This window comes from Rickettsia endosymbiont of Pantilius tunicatus, assembly GCF_964291875.1.
Taxonomy (GTDB): Bacteria; Pseudomonadota; Alphaproteobacteria; order Rickettsiales; family Rickettsiaceae; genus Rickettsia.
The window spans coordinates 1,064,205-1,082,593 of record NZ_OZ198175.1 but is presented as its reverse complement, the minus strand read 5'-3'; the positions used below and the strand labels follow the sequence as shown (position 1 = coordinate 1,082,593).

Here is an 18,389-nt window from a genome sequence, read left to right as displayed (position 1 = left end):
ATTAATTTTAATTAAAAATGATAAAATCTAAGAAAATTTGATAATTTAATAAAGCAATTATTTTTATGATAGTACAAAAAAGTTATATTGATAATAGTGGTAGACTTGCAATTCCTATAAAAGTCAGGAAAAAGTTAAAACTCAAAATAGGTGATGAAGTAACAATAAAATATAATGATTCAGAATTAATAGTATCAACTTTTTATTCAAATATAGAAAAAGCACGAAATATATTAGATAAATATAAACATGTTGACTTAAACAAAGAATTAAAACTTATGAGAAAAGAAGATGCAGCAAAAGAATAAAATATTGTTAAAATCAGAACATATTTTACTTGATACTTCCGCAGTAGTTGCACTTTTAAAAAAAGAGAAAAGTTATAAATATCATTCCGTCGATTATTCCTTTTTCAAAAGAGATTGCAGTAGAAGCGGATAAATTAATGAGTTATACTAAGCAATATGGTTTATCTTTAGGTGATAGAGCTTGCATTGCTACCGGTATATACCATAACATTGCTATATATACTACTGATAAAATATGGGCAGAATTAAAAATTAAAAATGCTAATATTAGATTGATTCGTTAATAAAAGTTTTCAATAATCCATTTACGTAATTTAACTATTGGTGAAGTATTTACAAGAGCAGTAGACGGTAATGCTTTACCATTAGTATTAAAGTTAATTATTGGATCTATACCATATATACTATACCAGGCTTTTAATGGCGAACTATTTGAGTTTTTACGATGAAACCAACTTAAAAATGGCGCAGTCTCTTCATATTCTATTACTTTAACCGATTGCGGATTTTGGTTATATACAAGGCTAAGTACTGACTGATCTGAGTGATGCCATTTATATTCATCATAATTAGGATGAATATTATAATCTTTACCTGAAAGGACTCTAATATCCTCACAACTTTTTAGCCATTTTCCAATAAAAGAGCGAGCAAGCTCAGTATTCCGCACTACAATAACCGCACTCCAAATATGATCATCATTTCTACATTCTTCAGTAAGGCAATTCATCAAAGCAAAACTTTCACCTTTTACAAAACTGCCATTCTTACGATCACGATCATGCACTAGTAATACATCATTAGTACCTAGCAGATTAGTCAGATTGCTAATATGTTGTTTAATAACAAAAGCTGAATCCAAATATACTATAATAGCTCCCTCCGGAGCATTTTTCATTGTTTCAAGTATGATATAAGGCTTCCATAACCATAAACCTGCCCCTGCTTTTTCACTAAAAATTTCTTGATGTTTTTCTATAAATGTCTCATCAATATGTTTTTTCTTATAATTAAATATAAAATCTATGCCCTTATTAATAGCATAATGACTTGTTGCATTCTGATTACGATAAATATGTTCTGTACCATCAGCATAAGAAACTAAATAAATAGGTTCTTTTATAGAATTTTGAATTGATAGATCTACTTTCTACATCGATAAATCATTTATAAAACCTTGACGGGCATATTCTAAAATAACCAGCACCAAATAAATAAATATTAATATAGCAACTGTTTTACATAAAGTTTTAAGGGGTTTTTTATATTGCAACGACATATTATTAGCTTTTAATTTGAATTAAAGTTTAGTATAATGGTTTTCTAGTTTTTATGCTAATCATTGCTTATTTTCCAATCAGATTCGAAAGAACAATTTACTATATCATCATTTATTCTAACTGTTCCTTTTAAGAAACCAAAATAACTTCTTTTAATTCTTTTAAAATATTTTTTAAACATCTGCACATTAGTATTTATTCAGTCATGTATAATAATAGCAGAAAAAAAGTAACATTAAAATTTAAAATTTTTTATAAATAATTGGTTGTAATTTACCGTAAATCGAGTATAATTTGCTGTTTGTTTAGAAGTTTTTATGATTAACTCAAACGATAGACAATCTACTTTAGTCGTTGCGATGTCCGGAGGCGTTGATAGTTCAGTGGTTGCTGGAGTGTTGTGCGAGCAAGGCTATAAAGTAATAGGTATTACCCTGCAATTATATGATCATGGTATGGCTACGGCTAAGAAAAATGCTTGCTGTGCAGGTCAGGATATTTATGATGCTAAAATGGTAGCAAATAAGCTTGGCATACCTCATTATGTGCTTGATTATGAAAGTAAATTTAAAGAATCGGTAATAGATAATTTTGTTGATAGCTATTTGAGAGGTGAGACGCCACTGCCATGCGTACAATGCAACAAATCAGTAAAATTTAGAGACCTAATCAAAACTGCTAAAGAACTTGGAGCTGATAAACTTGTTACAGGTCATTACGTACGAAAAATAAATGGTGATAATGGTCCAGAACTTCATATGGGACTTGACCCTTTAAAAGATCAAAGTTATTTTTTATTTGCAACTACCAAAGAGCAGCTTGAATATTTAGATTTCCCGCTTGGAGACCTTACTAAAGATGAAACAAGAAAACTTGCTAGTAAATTTGGGCTTGAGGTGGCAGATAAGCCTGACAGTCAAGATATTTGCTTTGTACCTGATGGAAATTATAAGAACGTAATAAATAAAATACGTCCGAATAGCAGCGAAAGCGGTAAAATTCTGCATATAAATGGTTTTGAGTTAGGAACTCACAGCGGCATAATTAACTATACTATAGGACAACGTCGTGGTCTTGGAATATCTTACCACGAGCCCTTATATGTGATAAAAATTGATCCTAGTAGTAATATAGTATATGTAGGTCCAGAATCTGCGTTAAATGTGCAGGAATTTGTAATTAAAGACTTGAATTGGCTAGCCGATAGTCTAAAGGATGGCGAGAAGCTGGAAGTAAGCGTAAAAGTCCGCTCAACAAGACCCCCTCGTTTAGCTGAAATAAGTAAGCTTGAGGGTGATAGAATGAAAGTAAAGTTTCTGTCCGAGGAAAAAGCCGTTGCCCCTGGGCAAGCATGTGTTATTTATGACGGCACGAGAGTACTTGGCGGCGGCTGGATTACTAGGGATATAAATTGTCATCCCGTGGCTTGTCCACGGGGTGACATTAAGTATGATACATAATTCATAAAAAATAAGCTCACTAAAAACAGGAGAAATAAATGAGTTTTTTAAGAAAAAAAAGCTTTGAATCAGTCAAAGAAATAGGTAGCTCGAGTGGTCTTAGTAAGACTCTTGGAGCATTTGACTTAATACTACTTGGACTCGGTGCAATGATCGGTACAGGTGTATTTGTTGTTACCGGAATAATTGCTGCTAAATTTTCCGGTCCGGCTGTTATGGTATCTTATGCGATTGCAGGTATTACCTGTATTTTTGTAGCTCTTGTATACACTGAACTTGCGGCAATGCTTCCAACATCCGGAAGTATTTATACTTATTCTTATGTTGCATTCGGTGAGGTATTTGCTTGGATGATAGGCAGTGTTATAATATTAGAGCTAGGTGTTGCTGCTGGAATAGTTGCAGCCGGTTGGTCTGGTTACGTACAAGGGATATTAGAAGCCGGCGGAATCCACTTGCCAAAAGTTTTAACCACAGTGCCGACAAATGGCGGTATAGTAAATTTACCTGCATTCTTAATTTCGGTATTTATTGGGTTTATTTTATTTTTAGGTACTAAAGACAGTAAAAAATTAAATGCTATTTTAGTATTTGTTAAAATGGCTGCGATATTCGTCTTTATAGTTGCTGCTGCTCCACATTTTGATGCAACTAACTGGAGCAATTTTATGCCGTTCGGTTTTAGTAACGTCTTAGTCGGTGCATCTATTTTATTCTTAGCCTTTACAGGATTTGGAACAATTGCAACTGCTGCTGAAGAGTGTAAAAACCCAAAGCGTGATATAATGATTGGTATTATCGGCTCGCTTGTTCTAACTACTATAGTGTATGTTGCAATGGCAGGGCTTGTTACCGGTATTGCACCTTTTGATCAGTTAAACAACGATCAACCGCTTGCTTATGCTTTAACTATCAATAACAGTAAGATCGGTTCAGCTATAGTTGCAACTGGTGCTGTATGCGGTATGATGACGGTGCTGATGATGAATATTTATGGTACTTCTCGTATTTTTTATGCTATTGCACGTGACGGATTACTACCGAAAAGTTTTGCAAAATTGCATCCTAAATATGATAGCCCATATATTACAATTATAATATTTGCATCTTTAGCTGCTATTCTTGGAGGATTTTGTTCGACAGAGTTATTAACTCAATTAACTTCAATGGGAGCAATTATTGATTATATAACAGTTGCAATAATAGTATTATTATTTAGAACAAGGTTGCCTAATGCTCAAAGACCATTTAAATGTCCTTTAGTATATATTATTGCTCCGTTTATTTTAATAGTATGCTTTTATTTATTGTTCATTCAAATGTATGATGGTGAGTTTAATTTACTTACAGCAGGACGTGCTTTATTAATTTGGTTTGTTACGATATTTGCTTTATATATAGTCAGATCATTTTTTATGAAGAAAGAAATATAGCTTCAATTATTAGGATATATACATCAAATTTTAAGAGACTCGCTTATGCTCTCGTACTAAATGTACGCTCCGCAAGCTCGCTCTAAAATTTAAAGTCTATATCCTAATACTTTTCGCTATATAATATAATTAATAAAATAGCATTAAATAAATCAAAATGACCGAAAAACTCCAGCCACTTCGAGGAATGAAAGATCTTTTGCCGGATGATTATAAAGTTCATGATTATATAATCAATAAAGCAAAAGAGGTTGGAGCATTATACGGCTACAAGCAAATGAGTGTGCCAATACTCGAATATACCAAAGTTTTCAACCGCTCGATGGGTGAAAGCTCTGACGTAATTAGCAAAGAAATCTACAGCTTTTTAGACAAAAGCGATGAATCTGTAGCTTTACGTCCTGAATTTACAGCAGGGGTTGTAAGAGCTTTTATCTCAAACGGCTTACAACATAAACTACCCCTCAAATTATTTTCTACTGGTCCTGTTTTTCGTTATGATAGACCGCAAGCAGGGCGTCAAAGACAATTTCACCAGCTAAATTATGAATATTTAGGAGCTAAAGGGGCTATTTCTGATGCTGAAACTTTAAAGCTAGCGGCAGATATACTTGAAAGTTTAGAGGTTTTAGCCGATACTACTTTAGAGTTAAACTCTCTTGGTTGCAGTCAGTCCCGCACTACTTATCAGCAAAAATTAGTAGAATATCTAAACAACTTTAAGGATGAGTTATCAGAAGATAGCAAAATAAGGCTAACTAAAAACCCGATGCGGATTCTTGATTCTAAAAGTGAAATCGATCAAAAAATAGTAGCTAACGCCCCTGTTTTATCAGAGTATTATACTGATGAGTCAAAAGAATATTTTGAAGAGTTATTAAAATATCTTGATATTTTAGGCGTGAAATACGCCATAAATGCACGCCTAGTTAGGGGGCTTGATTATTATTGCCATACTGCTTTTGAATTCACAACTACAAAGCTAGGAAGCCAATCCACTATTCTTGCCGGCGGGCGTTATGATGGGCTTAGCCGCATTATGGGCAATAACGATGAAGTACCGGCAATAGGTTTTGCAGCAGGAATTGAGAGAATAGCCTTGATGCGGGAATATAATATAAACTCGGTAACTCCAATATTTGTATTGCCAATAGGCGAGAATAATATTTCGTATTCTTTAAAAATAGCCGATCAATTACGTTTACATAATATACCTGCGTTGATAGAAATAAGCGGTAAAATGGCAAAAAGAATGCAAAGAGCCTTAAATGATAATACCAAATTTATTGTCTTTATCGGTGACGAAGAACAAGCAAGTAAAAATCTCAAAATCAAAGATTTAGAAAAACAAGAAGAGTATATATTGGACTTTTCGAAAGCAATTGAGTTGCTAAAAAAGTCTTAGACTTCTTTTATATATTATTGTACAAAGGGGTTTTGTTGTATGGTTCGAAAAATATCCACAATGTCATTCTTAGCATAGGCGGGGATTCAGAAGCCTTTAAATGTCATACCGTGGCTTGGGAACTAGATCCAGAAAAATAATAAAAAATACTAATTTATAGCAATTTTTAACTAGATTGTTTTATCAAAACTTGTAGTTTTTCCTCGCAATGACGCTAAATAAATTTTAAAAAATAATATATGAAAAAAAAACTATATGAAGGTTCAAGTAAAACCCTATATACTTCTGAAGAAGAGTTTTTGCTTGTAATGGCTTTTTCTGATAAAGCTACTTTAGAAAATGGTGAAATTATTGATGTATCAGGCAAAGGAGTGCTTAATAATAATATATCTTCTTTTGTAATGAATAAGCTTGAAATGATTGGTATTGAAAATCATTTTATTGAAAAGCTAAATATGAGAGAGCAGTTAATTCAATATGTTGAGATGTTTCCTCTGCAAGTAGTCGTATCTTCTGTTGCGTGCGGTAGGTTTGTAAAAGAATTTGGTATGGATGAAGGCTTTGTATTTGATAAGCCAATAATTGACTTTAAAGTAAAAAGTCGTGAATTTAAATATCCGATAGTTAATGAACATCAAATATTAAATTTTGGTTGGTTAACTAAAGATGAAATTAATACAGTTAAGAAGCAAGCTTTGCGTATATATGATTTTCTAAGCGGTTTGTTCATCGGCATTGGTATTCGGCTTGTTGAATGTAGCCTTGAATTCGGGCGAGTATTTACCGGTGAGGAATCTTTGGTAATGTTAACTGATGAAATTAGTCCTGATACTTGTAAATTATGGCATATTAATAGTAATGAAAGACTAGGATTTGAATTGCTAGAAAAAGACCCAGCTAAAGCTTATGAATCATATAAATTAATAGCTGATCGTTTAAAAGAAAAATAAGTTAGAATAAAAAATGATAAATATTTCTTTCCCTGATGGGAGTGCAAAGCAGTTTGAAAAAAATATTACAGCGTTTGAGATAGCTGAGTCTATTTCAACATCGCTTGCTAAAGCAGCAATGATTGCTGAAGTAAATGGCGATCTTAAGGATTTAAGTACTCAAATCGATAATGATTGCCGCTTACGTATTTTAACTGCTAAAGATCCTGAATGTCTTGAAGTTATAAGGCACGATGCTGCACATTTAACAGCGGAAGCAGTAAAGGAGTTATTCCCTGAAACGCAAGTAACAATCGGTCCTGCTATCGAGAATGGTTATTATTATGATTTTGCAAGAAGTAAACCTTTTACCACTGATGATTTAGCAGTTATAGAAGCTAAAATGCATGAGCTTGCTAAAAAAAATGAAAAAGTAACAAGAGAGTTATGGGATAGAGAAAAGGCTGTAGAATTTTTTAAATTGATAGGTGAGCATTATAAAGCTGAAATTACCGCCTCAATTCCGTCAAATGAGCCTATAAGCTTATATAGGCAAGGTAATTTTATTGATTTATGCCGAGGTCCGCACGCTCCATCTACCGGCTTTGTTAAACATTTCAAACTAATGAAAGTTGCGGGAGCTTATTGGCGTGGTGATAGCCGAAATGAAGTATTGCAGCGTATATATGGTACGGCTTGGGCTACTAAAGAGCAGCTAGATAGCTATTTATTCATGCTTGAAGAAGCTGAAAAGCGTGACCATAGAAAATTAGGAAAAGAACTTGATTTGTTCCATTTTCAGGAAGAAGCTCAAGGAATGGTATTTTGGCATGATAAGGGTTGGAGTATATATAATACTATTGAGCAATATATCAGAAGAAAGATTCGTAAAAACGGTTATATTGAAGTTAAGACTCCTGTTTTAGTTGATAAAAGTCTTTGGGAGCTTTCTGGACATTGGGAAAAGTTCCGTGATGATATGTTCGCTTTAGAAACGGACGACAAGACGCTTGCTTTAAAGCCGATGAACTGCCCTTGTCACGTACAGATTTTCAAGCAAGGTATCAAAAGTTATCGTGATTTGCCGCTTCGTATGTCTGAGTTCGGCTTGTGCCATCGTAATGAGGCATCCGGTGCTTTACATGGTTTGATGAGAGTACGGAGTTTAGTGCAAGATGATGCACATATATTTTGTGCTGAGGAACAAATTACCGAGGAAACAGTTAGCTTTTGTAAATTACTAACAGAGGTTTATAAGGATTTCGGTTTTACTGATATAAAGGTAAAATTCTCTGATCGTCCTGACGTTAGAGCTGGTAGCGATGAGACTTGGGATAAGGCTGAAAATGCTTTAAAAGAGGCAGTAGAGAAAGCAGGTTATAGCTATACATTAAACCCGGGTGAGGGGGCATTTTATGGTCCTAAGCTTGAATTTGTGTTAACAGATGCAATAGGGCGTCAATGGCAATGCGGAACTCTGCAAATGGATTTTGTTTTGCCTGAGCGTTTAGATGCTAGCTATGTTGCAGCAAGCGGTGAGAAAAAAAGACCTGTAATGTTACATAGAGCAATACTTGGCTCGCTTGAACGTTTTATTGGGATATTAATCGAAGAATATGCAGGACGTTTTCCTTTGTGGCTTGCTCCTGTGCAGGTTGCAATTGCTACCATTACAAGCGATTTAAACGATTATGCTTTAGAGGTGCAGAAAGCTTTAATTGAAAGTGGAGTGCGAGTCGATATTAATATATCACCGGATAAAATTAATTATAAAATCCGTGAGTTTTCTAACCAAAAAGTACCGATGATTGCAGTAATCGGAAAACAAGAAAAAGAGAATAAACAAGTAACTATTCGAAAACTTGGAGCTACCGAGCAGGAAGTATTATCGGTTGAGCAGTTGATAGCACTCGTTAAGGAAGAAAATGAAAAATATCTTTAGAGGATTAATGATATGAAGATAAAAATAATAATTTTTTTAACTATTATAAGTATAATTTCCTTACCTGTTATTGCAAAAAATAATCAAGAAAATAATAATTTAATTCTGGGTAAAAAATATTTTCATGGGTTTGAAGTTTCCAAAGATTATAAAAAAGCATATGAACTATTTGATGCTGCTGGAAAAGAAAGAGAGCCTTTAGGTTATTTATATATGGGTTACATGCATCTTGTAGGATTAGACGTAGAGCATACTCATGAAAAATCAAATTATTATTTTGAATTAGCAGCAAAACAAGGATTAGTTGAAGGAGAGTATCAATTAGCAATTAATAAAAAAAGCAGAATTAATATTATTGTCGTTATCAGGTGGGGAAGAATATTCTAAAATATTAAAAGAGATGAATAAATTTTTTTAGATGCAGCCAATAAAGGACATTTATATGCTCAGATTGAAGTAGCTAATTTATATTTTTATGGTGAGATAACAGACAAAAATCCTGTAAAAAAATAGTATTATATCTAAAGTCAGCTATAGCTCAAAGTAAGAAAGTGGGATACGCAATTGCTGGAGCTATAGCGAGTGATGAGGGTAATAGTGAGGAAATGAAATATTATTTAGATACAGCAGCTAATGAAGGATCGGTAGTTGCATCAACTATTTTATCAAAAAATTATATTTGTGGAACGAATGTTGAAAAAGACAATAATATTGCTATCAAATATAAAGAATTAGCAATAAAAAATGGTGCTGATGAAAGAGATTTAAAAGAAATTATTAAAATGCTAGAAGAAGGGTGTACTAAACCTTATGAAGATAAATTATTTGGTTATTCGGCTAAAAGTGAAGTAGTTGACTATTTTAGTCGTCATCGTTTTGATTTTGGAATAATATACGATTCTTTAATAAATTATAAATTTAAAAATTAATTATAAATTAAGAGCAATTATTCAATTCAATAAATGCAATATATATTTCCTTTTAATAATTCTTCAAAGTATCACCCTGAGGAATTTATTGTTTCTGAGTCTAATGCTCTAGCTTATAATGCTGTACAAAACTGGCAAAATAGTTTTGGAGTTAATCCTTATAAATTTACTTTACTAATAAAAGGTCCTGCCTCTTCAGGTAAAACTTATCTAACCAAAATATGGCAAAATTTAAGCAATGCTTACATCATTAAAGATATTTTTTTTGATGACAAAATTTTAGCAAATCATAATGCTTTCATTATTGAGGATATAGAAAATTGGCAGGAAACGGCACTGCTTCATCTATTTAACCTTATTAACGAAAAACAAAAATATCTTTTACTTACATCTAATAATAAAGGCAAAAACTTTATTTTACCTGATCTATCATCACGTATTAATTCTGTATTAAACGTTATACTTTATCCTCCTGATGATGAATTAATTAAAATTTTAATATTTAAACATTTTGCTATATCTTCTGTGACAATATCACAAATAGTAATAGATTTTTTATTAGTGAATTTGCCTAGAGAATATAACAAAATTTTAGAAATATTGGAGTATATCAATAACTTTGCACTAACTTCTAAGAGAAAAATAACTATTCCATTAGTTAAAGAAGCTTTAAGCTTTGTAAATATTTCTTATTAATTCTTTAACTTTTCTGTTGACTTACATATAAAAAATATAACCCTTTTTGCAGTTTATTTTTTATAAGGAAGTTATGTTGGGATATCAAAAAGAGCAAAGAACTTTAACTAAAAATCAAAAACAAGCAATAAGTTTACTATCCATAGGAACTTTCTTAGAATATTTTGATTTGATGCTATAGTAAATTAAGTTGAGGTTTGAGTATAGGGATGATATATATAAAGGAAAATGCCAAGATCATATAGTCAAGATTTTAGAAAAAGAGTTATAGGATATGTAGAAAGAGGTAATAGCTGCAATAGCACTGCGATAAGATTTGAAATAGCAGCAAACACAGTAAGGAATTGGTATAAGAGATATAAGTCCGAAGGACATTATTTAGCAAGAAGAATAGGAGGCAAAAAAGGACGGGTAACAAGTCAAGATGTTGAGTTGTACGTGAGTTCTAATCCTAATTTCACATTATTAGAAATGGGTACGTATTTTAATATGAGTTCTGTGGGTGCGTATTATTGGTTAAAGCAACTAGGTTTTAGCTATAAAAAAAAGACTTTTCCTACTTGGAAGCAAGTCAAGAAAAGCGAGATAAGTACCAAGAGGTCATAATAAGATACACCAATAGAACATCTTGTATATATTGATGAAAGTGGTATTGAGATAAATATCTGCAAAGATAGAGGATGGGGCAAAAAAAGCGAAAAACTTATTGGTAAAAAAAGCGGTAAATATTACAACAGAACAAATATCATAGCTGGTTATGTTAATAAAGAGTGTATAGCACCGATGATATTTAATGGAACATGTAATAGACAATTATTTGAAAGTTGGGTTGGAGAATTTTTAATAAAAGAGCTAAAACCTGGACAAGTTGTAGTGATGGATAACGCTGCTTTCCATAAGTCTCAAAGGACCAAAGAACTAATAGAATCAGTAGGTTGTAGGATAATATTCTTACCACCTTACTCCCCTGATCTAAATCCAATAGAGAAATTTTGGGTCAATATGAAGCGATGGATTAAAGCTACAATTACTCAATTTGATCAATTATATAATGCTTTAATTCAATTCTTTAATACGCAAACTTCAACTTAATTTACCATATATGTTCATATGGCTGTGCTACTTAATACAATATTTTTCTCTCCTAATAATCCTTATTCAGTAAAAGTATTGACTAACGAATATTAGAATTCCCTATGACGAATATTAAAATTACCTATTTTTGAGTAAAAAATATTGTCTAGTGTATTATATTATTATCCTCCAATTTTATAGTTAATTTTTTTTCTTTTGCTGTAGCGATTCTATAACTTTCAGTATTCAGTTCAAGAATTGAAGAATGGTGAACCAATCTGTCAATGGCTGCTGATGTAGTCATTTCGTCTTTAAAAATGGAATTCCATTTTGCAAAAACTAAATTGCTAGTAATTAATACACTACGCATCTCATAACGTTCAGCTAATAAGGTAAATAAAACATCAGTTTCCTCACGATTATATGGTACATATGATATATCATCAATTATCAATATTTCAAAATAATCGAATTTTTTAATAATTTGCTTAAGTTTTAAACTAAGCTTTGCTTCTAGTAATTGTTGAACCAAATTAGCTGCTGTTGTATATAATACACGCCTACCGGCAAGACACCACTCACGTGCTAAACCTATACTAAGATGACTTTTGCCAGTACCAGGATTACCAAAAATAAGTATATTTTCATAGCGATCCATAAATTCTCCTTGTGCAAGATATTGGATCTTAGTTGACGATAATCCTGGGATACGCTTAATATCAAAGTTGCTTAATAACTTATCTCGAGAGAGTTTTGCTTGCTTTAGCAATCTGGCGATACGTTGCTGATGTCTATGTTCTAACTCACGTATGGCTAACTCTTGTAGATAATCTATATATGTTTTCTTTTCTTGCTCAAAGCTTTCTGCAACTGATTTATAGCATGATGCAAAAGTAGGTAAACAAAGGTTCTTGAGTAAATTATTTAGCGGTTGCGGAGTTATTATCTTTTTACTCATGCGACCTCCATTGTTTTAAAGCAATGTAATTGATCATATTCGGACAGTACTGGTTGATTAATTTTTACTGAACAAACAGTTTTAGTCTGACTATTTAGTAAATCTGTAATATGATCAATTATTGGTTCAATCTTCTCTTCTACTAGCATTTCTAATGCAGCAACTACATTCAATTCTCCATACATTTTTGCTAATTGTAATATTTTAAGATATATTTTATGCCCCTTATATGGATATATAGATATCAGCTGGTCATATACCTGACGAAATATAGCACGTGGAAATAAAGCTTCATAATATTGATATTGGGCAAATGCTCCAGGTTTACGTACTAAACTATCAATGATATGTCTATAATCAATAACATAGCCATTGCTGATTCTAAACATTTTTTGTAAACATTTGTTACCATAGTAAAGCTCTATTTCTTCAGAATAAATATAAGCTTTTAAAGTATAACCTATTAAGCGACTAGGCACAGAATAAGCTACAGATAAAATACTAACTGTACTGCTTGGGTTAACACGTACTGATAATATTGTAGGTGCATTCCATTTCCTGATTGGTAACTCTTTTAAATAAACTAATTCTTCAGCTAATTTTTCTTTTCTACAGCTATTGCGCTTTTCTTTAATTTGTGTAAGGAATAATTCATAAGCTTTTAAATCAACAAAATTACGTGATCCACGTAATAGCAAATGTTGATTCACTGCTTGCTTAAATGTATCATGACTTTTTTCAACAGAACCATTTTCATGACTGACACCGGGATTATTTCGCGATGGTGCAACATCGTAATAACCAAGCAATTCTTGCCATTTTTCTGTAAATTGTCTACTATTACCACATTGCTTGGTAGCTGCACTTAAATTATCTGTACGATGCTCTGGTAAAACTCCACCTAACTCCCATACAGCTTTTTCAAACCCTGATGCTAATGTATCAAAACTTTCACTATGGCATATGCTGAAAGTTTCCCAACATGAATAAGGCAATATAAAATGAAATAGTAAATGAGAATATGGTTTCCCATCAATACAAATACCTAATTGATTCATATTGGTCCAATCAGACTGGCTTTGTTTGCCAGGAAGAATATTTTGTAAAAAGATGACTGGCTTATCCTTACCATGTTCAGCTCTCCATTGTTTCAACCTTTTCTGCAAACAGCGTAATTGCTTTCCATTATAATTTCCATGATACTTTTCTGTCAAATATGCTAATATGGTAGTTGCTTGCAACTCCGGTGCTGATCCTAGCATTGATTCTATTTCATCCCAGTGCTTAACAAATGGATCCTTACGTGTCCTATATTTACGTACTGTTCGTAATTCGCTTGGATACTTATTAACACCTAAATATTTACGTGCTGTTTTTACACTCATACCTGCTTTTGCAGCAGAAATTATCTGATTATATTTTTTGATCTTTTGCATTAAAATACCTACTTGTTTATTTGTACATGTCATCAGTAATTCTCGAATAATAAATAAATCTTAAAAAGAAATTTTTATTCGATATTACTGTCCATAGTTACTTCTTTTTTATAGGTAATTTTAATGTTCGTTGAGGGTATTTCTAATATTCGTTAGTCAAGATTATCCGCTTTTGCTTATTGTTCAACATTTGTATTTAGACCGTTTGGAGCTTTATTATTCGGCTGGATTGGGGATAATATCGGACGTAAACCGACAATTATAATTACAACCATAATGATGGCATGTACTTGTATAGGTATGGTTATCCTACCTTCTTATGAGGAAATAGGTTTTACTGCAACAGTGTTTATTACGCTTCTTAGAGGGTTGCAAGGTATATCTTCTGCTACGGAAGTTACAGGGGCTGAACTTTATATTACAGAGATGGTAAAGCCTCCAGTGCAGTATCCTGCTGTAGCGTTAATTACCCTCTTTGGAACTCTAGGGGTATTATGGTAAATTAAGTTGAAGTTTGCGTATTAAAGAATTGAATTAAAGCATTATATAATTGATCAAATTGAGTAATTTTAGCTTTAATCCATCGCTTCATATTGGCCCAAAATTTCTCTATTGGATTTAGATCAGGGGAGTAAGGTGGTAAGAATATTATCCTACAACCTACTGATTCTATTAGTTCTTTGGTCCTTTGAGACTTATGGAAAGCAGCGTTATCCATCACTACAACTTGTCCAGGTTTTAGCTCTTTTATTAAAAATTCTCCAACCCAACTTTCAAATAATTGTCTATTACATGTTCCATTAAATATCATCGGTGCTATACACTCTTTATTAACATAACCAGCTATGATATTTGTTCTGTTGTAATATTTACCGCTTTTTTTACCAATAAGTTTTTCGCTTTTTTTGCCCCATCCTCTATCTTTGCAGATATTTATCTCAATACCACTTTCATCAATATATACAAGATGTTCTATTGGTGTATCTTATTATGACCTCTTGGTACTTATCTCGCTTTTCTTGACTTGCTTCCAAGTAGGAAAAGTCTTTTTTTTATAGCTAAAACCTAGTTGCTTTAACCAATAATACGCACCCACAGAACTCATATTAAAATACGTACCCATTTCTAATAATGTGAAATTAGGATTAGAACTCACGTACAACTCAACATCTTGACTTGTTACCCGTCCTTTTTTGCCTCCTATTCTTCTTGCTAAATAATGTCCTTCGGACTTATATCTCTTATACCAATTCCTTACTGTGTTTGCTGCTATTTCAAATCTTATCGCAGTGCTATTGCAGCTATTACCTCTTTCTACATATCCTATAACTCTTTTTCTAAAATCTTGACTATATGATCTTGGCATTTTCCTTTATATATATCATCCCTATACTCAAACCTCAACTTAATTTACTATAGTTGCACTTGGAGTTGCTACTATTGTGACTTCCGGAAATTTAAATTGGCGTTATGCTTTCTTGTTCGAAGCATTAGTTGCAATTACCGGTACTATGGCACGTACAACACTTAAAGAAACGCCTGATTTTATTGATGCTAAGCGAAGAATAAAATTAAGCTTAGAAAAAACCGGTTTAGATTTAAAGCAAATTAATAATAATGATATTATAAAACAAAAAACAAATTTAAAAACTTTCTTTTCATATTTCGCAATACAATGTACTTGGTCCGTATGGTCATATTTTGGATATATTGGAATATTAATTATTATGGTATAGCTTAATGCGATAAGGTAGTGACTTTTTTAAGAGCATAGTAAACCGCATCAAAAAAGTGCTCAAAATTAGAAACAGTTTTTCTTATTTCGTTCTTGATTTTAAACCAGTAATGCTCAATAGGATTTAAATCAGGAGAGTAAGTTGGTAAAAATAAAATACTGCAACCAACAGATTCAATTAACGTTTTCACTTTTGTACTTTTATGAAAATTAATATTATCCATTACTACTATCTGACCAGGCTTTAACTCTTTGATCAATATCTCTTGTACATAAGTTTCAAAAATGTCCTTATTACATGTCCCATCAAATATTATTGGGGCAATAATATCTTTGGCAGACACCCCAGCAATCATACTAATCCGTGATTTATGTTGATAGACCCTTTCACCATAACATCTTTGACCGATAATGCTCCACCCGTGTTCTCTACAGCTATTATCTTCTATCCCAGATTCATCGATAAATACTAAATCTTGTTTGTCTATAGTTTTTAGTTTCAATATAAACTCATTCCTTAGACCAACATCTCTTTTGGGATGAAGAAAAGTTTTTTTTATAACTATAACCTAATTTATTAAGCAATCTTGATATCGTACTTGCAGATACTTTTTGACTCCAGTTGTTAGCTAGTTCCATGGTGGTTTTATCAAAATTTAATTCTATAAATTTTTTAAATCCCTCTATGTCTCTTATTATTCTACGATGTCCTGTATGATAACCACTTTTTGCTTTGATATCGCCGGTTTGTTTCTTTAATTTTTTCCATTCTATTATAGTCTTCCTACTAATAGAGTATATCTCAGAAGTCTCTTTTATTGTTTTACCATCTGTTAAACTTTTTATTACTCGTATTCTTAAATCGTATGAATATGCCTTTGCCATAAGTTTTTCATTTAGTATAATCTAACTCATACTCTAAGTCACTATCTTATCGCATTAAGCTATACCTGTGACGATATTCTATTATTTAGGATTACGCCATTTCGAAAAATTAGAAAAACAGGTTAATCAATTTATTTAAATTACTATAGTTTCGCCAACTAAACCTAACTCTGCAAGTTTATCTTCTAAATCTGATGATAAAATATTTGGTTTTATAGGATCGGTTAAAGTTTAAATCCTGTTAAGATCAATAATTTTATCATCATTATTTTCATAGTTTTCAGTAAATAAAGAATCGCCAAACATAAAATGCCTATAACTAATTATTAACCAAAAGCTAATATATTAAATAACCTAAAATTTCAAGAAAATAAAAATTGTTTTTTTTAATTATATTCTCACTTTAAAAACTATTAATATTTCTTAATTATTTTTATTTAATTTATTTTATATTTCAAGTCAATTAATTAAAATCCCTTGACTTAGGTTAATTCCTATAATATCCTATAATTTACCATTAAATCCCAAGATAACCCAAATAATACCAATGAATATATTTTTATCGAAATTTATCAATAATAATATTGATAAAAAGGGTAGGGTATCAGTGCCGGCAAATTACCGAGCGGTATTAGGGAAAGAAGCATTTAATGGGATAATTGCTTATCCATCTATCAGAAATAATTGTATAGAAGCTTGTGGTATCTCGCATATTGAGAAGCTAAGACAGATGATTGAGTCGCTTGATCCGTACTCTGAAGAGCGAGACGCTTTTGAAACTATAATATTTGGTGAAGCTGTACAGCTTTCATTTGATGGAGAGGGTAGAGTGATATTGCCTGCATCTTTAATGCAGCATGCGGGGATTGAAGAACAAGTATGTTTTGTAGGTAAAGGAGTAATTTTTGAGATTTGGCAACCACAGAATTTCAAAGATTATTTAGCTTCTGCTCAAAAACTTGCTCATGAGAAACGTTTAACTTTAAGGAATACGAATTGATGCAACAGCCTCATATACCCGTAATGTTAAACGAGATGCTAAGGTTTTTAGCACCAAAAGCTGGTGAATCCTATTTAGATTGTACGTTTGGAGCGGGTGGATATAGTAAAGCAATATTAGAAAATTGTGACTGTTATGTTACAGCTTTGGATCGTGACCCAAATGTCATTAAGAAAGCAGAAGAGATAAAACATAATTATAAAGATAGATTTGATTTTGTAGAAACAAATTTTGGTAATTGTTTTGCAAAGCTTGAATCAAAAAAATTTGATGGCATAGTGCTTGATTTAGGCGTTTCTTCTATGCAACTTGATATGCCAGATCGTGGATTTTCGTTTTTACATGAAGGACCTTTAGATATGCGTATGAGCGGGCAGGGGCTTAGTGCTGAAGAATTTATAAATACCGCAGAAGAGAAAGAGATTGCAGATATAATTTATAAATATGGCGATGAGACTTTTTCTAGAAGAATTGCTAAGAAAATTGTAGAAGCAAGAAAAACAACAAGAATTGATAGTACTGGAAAATTAGCTGATATAGTGCGTAGCTGTATAGGTTTTAGAAAAGGTAAAATTGATCCTGCAACTAAGTCTTTTCAAGCCATCAGGATTTACATAAATAACGAACTTGGAGAGCTTGAGCAGTTCTTAGCGAATGTAAAAAATATACTAAAAAAAGATGGTCATTTAGTTGTTGTTTCGTTTCATTCGTTAGAAGACAGAATAGTTAAGAATTTTTTTAAAGAAAATTCAGAAAAGCCGGTAGCAAGGTCAAAATATGCTAAAGAGGATGTTATATTGAACCCAGATAAATGGCTTAAAATTATTACTAATAAAGCAGAAATACCATCAGATAAAGAGATATCTTTAAATGTAAGGGCAAGATCAGCAAAGCTAAGAGCAGCAAAGAAAATATAATT

At 32.1% G+C, this 18,389-nt stretch carries 21 protein-coding genes and 2 pseudogenes; 17 read left to right on the top strand and 6 right to left on the bottom strand.

Annotated elements, in window-relative coordinates:
- The first annotated feature begins 65 nt into the window (after window positions 1-65).
- Complete coding sequence (locus ACICQC_RS06325; RefSeq protein WP_395476405.1) at window positions 66-308, top strand: AbrB/MazE/SpoVT family DNA-binding domain-containing protein; 243 nt, start codon at window positions 66-68, stop codon at window positions 306-308.
- Between the two features lie 137 nt (window positions 309-445).
- The gene (locus ACICQC_RS06320) at window positions 446-592 is read left to right on the top strand and encodes a hypothetical protein (RefSeq protein ID WP_395476404.1); all 147 of its coding nucleotides are present in this window, start codon (window positions 446-448) and stop codon (window positions 590-592) included.
- On the opposite strand, the pseudogene ACICQC_RS06315 reads toward ACICQC_RS06320, so the two are convergent.
- A pseudogene (locus ACICQC_RS06315) lies at window positions 589-1,587 on the bottom strand (hypothetical protein). The gene ACICQC_RS06320 and the pseudogene ACICQC_RS06315 overlap by 4 nt on opposite strands.
- A gap of 318 nt (window positions 1,588-1,905) precedes the next feature.
- On the opposite strand from ACICQC_RS06315, the gene mnmA reads away from it, so the two are divergent.
- The 11 genes and pseudogenes from mnmA to ACICQC_RS06260 all read left to right on the top strand — a co-directional run bounded on the left by mnmA (window position 1,906) and on the right by ACICQC_RS06260 (window position 11,474).
- On the top strand, window positions 1,906-3,048 hold the full coding sequence (mnmA, locus tag ACICQC_RS06310; protein ID WP_395476403.1) for a tRNA 2-thiouridine(34) synthase MnmA: 1,143 nt from the start codon (window positions 1,906-1,908) through the stop codon (window positions 3,046-3,048).
- A 38-nt stretch (window positions 3,049-3,086) separates the two neighbouring features.
- Complete coding sequence (locus ACICQC_RS06305; protein WP_395476402.1) at window positions 3,087-4,481, top strand: amino acid permease; 1,395 nt, start codon at window positions 3,087-3,089, stop codon at window positions 4,479-4,481.
- Window positions 4,482-4,638: 157 nt separating this feature from the next.
- Entirely contained in the window at window positions 4,639-5,886 is a 1,248-nt protein-coding gene (gene hisS / locus ACICQC_RS06300; RefSeq protein ID WP_395476401.1) for a histidine--tRNA ligase, read from the top strand.
- A gap of 239 nt (window positions 5,887-6,125) precedes the next feature.
- Entirely contained in the window at window positions 6,126-6,836 is a 711-nt protein-coding gene (locus ACICQC_RS06295) for a phosphoribosylaminoimidazolesuccinocarboxamide synthase (protein ID WP_395476400.1), read from the top strand.
- Window positions 6,837-6,849: 13 nt separating this feature from the next.
- A complete protein-coding gene (thrS, locus tag ACICQC_RS06290; RefSeq protein WP_395476399.1) occupies window positions 6,850-8,757 on the top strand; it encodes a threonine--tRNA ligase in 1,908 nt (635 codons plus the stop codon).
- Window positions 8,758-8,769: 12 nt separating this feature from the next.
- Complete coding sequence (locus tag ACICQC_RS06285) at window positions 8,770-9,144, top strand: tetratricopeptide repeat protein (protein WP_395476398.1); 375 nt, start codon at window positions 8,770-8,772, stop codon at window positions 9,142-9,144.
- A gap of 164 nt (window positions 9,145-9,308) precedes the next feature.
- Entirely contained in the window at window positions 9,309-9,686 is a 378-nt protein-coding gene (locus ACICQC_RS06280) for a hypothetical protein (protein WP_395476397.1), read from the top strand.
- Window positions 9,687-9,719: 33 nt separating this feature from the next.
- Window positions 9,720-10,382 (top strand): HdaA/DnaA family protein, encoded by a 663-nt coding sequence (locus tag ACICQC_RS06275; protein WP_395476396.1) that lies wholly within the window; start codon window positions 9,720-9,722, stop codon window positions 10,380-10,382.
- Window positions 10,383-10,455: 73 nt separating this feature from the next.
- Window positions 10,456-10,560: pseudogene (locus ACICQC_RS06270) on the top strand (MFS transporter); the annotation flags it as partial.
- A gap of 50 nt (window positions 10,561-10,610) precedes the next feature.
- Entirely contained in the window at window positions 10,611-10,988 is a 378-nt protein-coding gene (locus ACICQC_RS06265; protein WP_395476240.1) for an IS630 transposase-related protein, read from the top strand.
- Window positions 10,989-11,000: 12 nt separating this feature from the next.
- On the top strand, window positions 11,001-11,474 hold the full coding sequence (locus ACICQC_RS06260; protein ID WP_395477668.1) for an IS630 family transposase: 474 nt from the start codon (window positions 11,001-11,003) through the stop codon (window positions 11,472-11,474).
- 148 nt (window positions 11,475-11,622) lie between these two features.
- Here the strand turns inward: ACICQC_RS06260 and istB are convergent, their stop codons facing one another.
- Both istB and istA read right to left on the bottom strand, forming a co-directional pair.
- The gene (gene istB / locus ACICQC_RS06255) at window positions 11,623-12,414 is read right to left on the bottom strand and encodes an IS21-like element helper ATPase IstB (RefSeq protein ID WP_395476338.1); all 792 of its coding nucleotides are present in this window, start codon (window positions 12,412-12,414) and stop codon (window positions 11,623-11,625) included.
- Window positions 12,411-13,883 (bottom strand): IS21 family transposase, encoded by a 1,473-nt coding sequence (istA, locus tag ACICQC_RS06250; RefSeq protein WP_395476339.1) that lies wholly within the window; start codon window positions 13,881-13,883, stop codon window positions 12,411-12,413. The genes istB and istA overlap by 4 nt, the downstream gene beginning before the upstream one ends.
- A 195-nt stretch (window positions 13,884-14,078) precedes the next feature.
- On the opposite strand from istA, the gene ACICQC_RS06245 reads away from it, so the two are divergent.
- Window positions 14,079-14,351 (top strand): hypothetical protein, encoded by a 273-nt coding sequence (locus ACICQC_RS06245; RefSeq protein WP_395477667.1) that lies wholly within the window; start codon window positions 14,079-14,081, stop codon window positions 14,349-14,351.
- Between the two features lies 1 nt (window position 14,352).
- On the opposite strand, the gene ACICQC_RS06240 is transcribed toward ACICQC_RS06245, so the two are convergent.
- Entirely contained in the window at window positions 14,353-14,781 is a 429-nt protein-coding gene (locus ACICQC_RS06240; protein ID WP_395477666.1) for an IS630 family transposase, read from the bottom strand.
- 57 nt (window positions 14,782-14,838) lie between these two features.
- Window positions 14,839-15,216 carry an IS630 transposase-related protein gene (locus tag ACICQC_RS06235; protein ID WP_395476240.1) on the bottom strand — a complete coding sequence of 126 codons (378 nt, stop codon included), beginning with the start codon at window positions 15,214-15,216 and terminating at the stop codon, window positions 14,839-14,841.
- A 76-nt stretch (window positions 15,217-15,292) separates the two neighbouring features.
- Between ACICQC_RS06235 and ACICQC_RS06230 the strand changes: the two genes are divergently transcribed.
- A complete protein-coding gene (locus tag ACICQC_RS06230; protein ID WP_395476395.1) occupies window positions 15,293-15,586 on the top strand; it encodes a proline/betaine transporter in 294 nt (97 codons plus the stop codon).
- Window position 15,587: 1 nt separating this feature from the next.
- Here the strand turns inward: ACICQC_RS06230 and ACICQC_RS06225 are convergent.
- Window positions 15,588-16,470, bottom strand: a protein-coding gene (locus ACICQC_RS06225) for an IS630 family transposase (RefSeq protein WP_395476246.1) whose coding sequence is annotated in 2 segments (ribosomal slippage) — window positions 15,588-16,142 and window positions 16,144-16,470 — 882 coding nt in all. Because the reading frame shifts where the segments join, the coding sequence is not laid out codon by codon here.
- Window positions 16,471-17,017: 547 nt separating this feature from the next.
- On the opposite strand from ACICQC_RS06225, the gene mraZ reads away from it, so the two are divergent.
- Both mraZ and rsmH read left to right on the top strand, forming a co-directional pair.
- A complete protein-coding gene (gene mraZ, locus ACICQC_RS06220; RefSeq protein ID WP_395476394.1) occupies window positions 17,018-17,470 on the top strand; it encodes a division/cell wall cluster transcriptional repressor MraZ in 453 nt (150 codons plus the stop codon).
- Window positions 17,470-18,387, top strand: a complete 918-nt coding sequence (rsmH, locus tag ACICQC_RS06215; RefSeq protein ID WP_395477665.1) for a 16S rRNA (cytosine(1402)-N(4))-methyltransferase RsmH — start codon at window positions 17,470-17,472, stop codon at window positions 18,385-18,387. The genes mraZ and rsmH overlap by 1 nt, the downstream gene beginning before the upstream one ends.
- Window positions 18,388-18,389: the final 2 nt, after the last annotated feature.

Excerpts from the sequence above, each read along its gene's own strand:
- ACICQC_RS06325 (WP_395476405.1), top strand. The coding sequence starts at position 66 with ATGATAGTACAAAAAAGTTATATTGATAATAGTGGTAGACTTGCAATT.
- ACICQC_RS06320 (WP_395476404.1), top strand. The coding sequence starts at position 446 with ATGAGTTATACTAAGCAATATGGTTTATCTTTAGGTGATAGAGCTTGC.
- mnmA (WP_395476403.1), top strand. The coding sequence starts at position 1,906 with ATGATTAACTCAAACGATAGACAATCTACTTTAGTCGTTGCGATGTCC.
- ACICQC_RS06305 (WP_395476402.1), top strand. The coding sequence starts at position 3,087 with ATGAGTTTTTTAAGAAAAAAAAGCTTTGAATCAGTCAAAGAAATAGGT.
- hisS (WP_395476401.1), top strand. The coding sequence starts at position 4,639 with ATGACCGAAAAACTCCAGCCACTTCGAGGAATGAAAGATCTTTTGCCG.
- ACICQC_RS06295 (WP_395476400.1), top strand. The coding sequence starts at position 6,126 with ATGAAAAAAAAACTATATGAAGGTTCAAGTAAAACCCTATATACTTCT.
- thrS (WP_395476399.1), top strand. The coding sequence starts at position 6,850 with ATGATAAATATTTCTTTCCCTGATGGGAGTGCAAAGCAGTTTGAAAAA.
- ACICQC_RS06285 (WP_395476398.1), top strand. The coding sequence starts at position 8,770 with ATGAAGATAAAAATAATAATTTTTTTAACTATTATAAGTATAATTTCC.
- ACICQC_RS06275 (WP_395476396.1), top strand. The coding sequence starts at position 9,720 with ATGCAATATATATTTCCTTTTAATAATTCTTCAAAGTATCACCCTGAG.
- ACICQC_RS06265 (WP_395476240.1), top strand. The coding sequence starts at position 10,611 with ATGCCAAGATCATATAGTCAAGATTTTAGAAAAAGAGTTATAGGATAT.
- istB (WP_395476338.1), bottom strand. The coding sequence starts at position 12,414 with ATGAGTAAAAAGATAATAACTCCGCAACCGCTAAATAATTTACTCAAG.
- istA (WP_395476339.1), bottom strand. The coding sequence starts at position 13,883 with ATGACATGTACAAATAAACAAGTAGGTATTTTAATGCAAAAGATCAAA.
- ACICQC_RS06235 (WP_395476240.1), bottom strand. The coding sequence starts at position 15,216 with ATGCCAAGATCATATAGTCAAGATTTTAGAAAAAGAGTTATAGGATAT.
- mraZ (WP_395476394.1), top strand. The coding sequence starts at position 17,018 with ATGAATATATTTTTATCGAAATTTATCAATAATAATATTGATAAAAAG.
- rsmH (WP_395477665.1), top strand. The coding sequence starts at position 17,470 with ATGCAACAGCCTCATATACCCGTAATGTTAAACGAGATGCTAAGGTTT.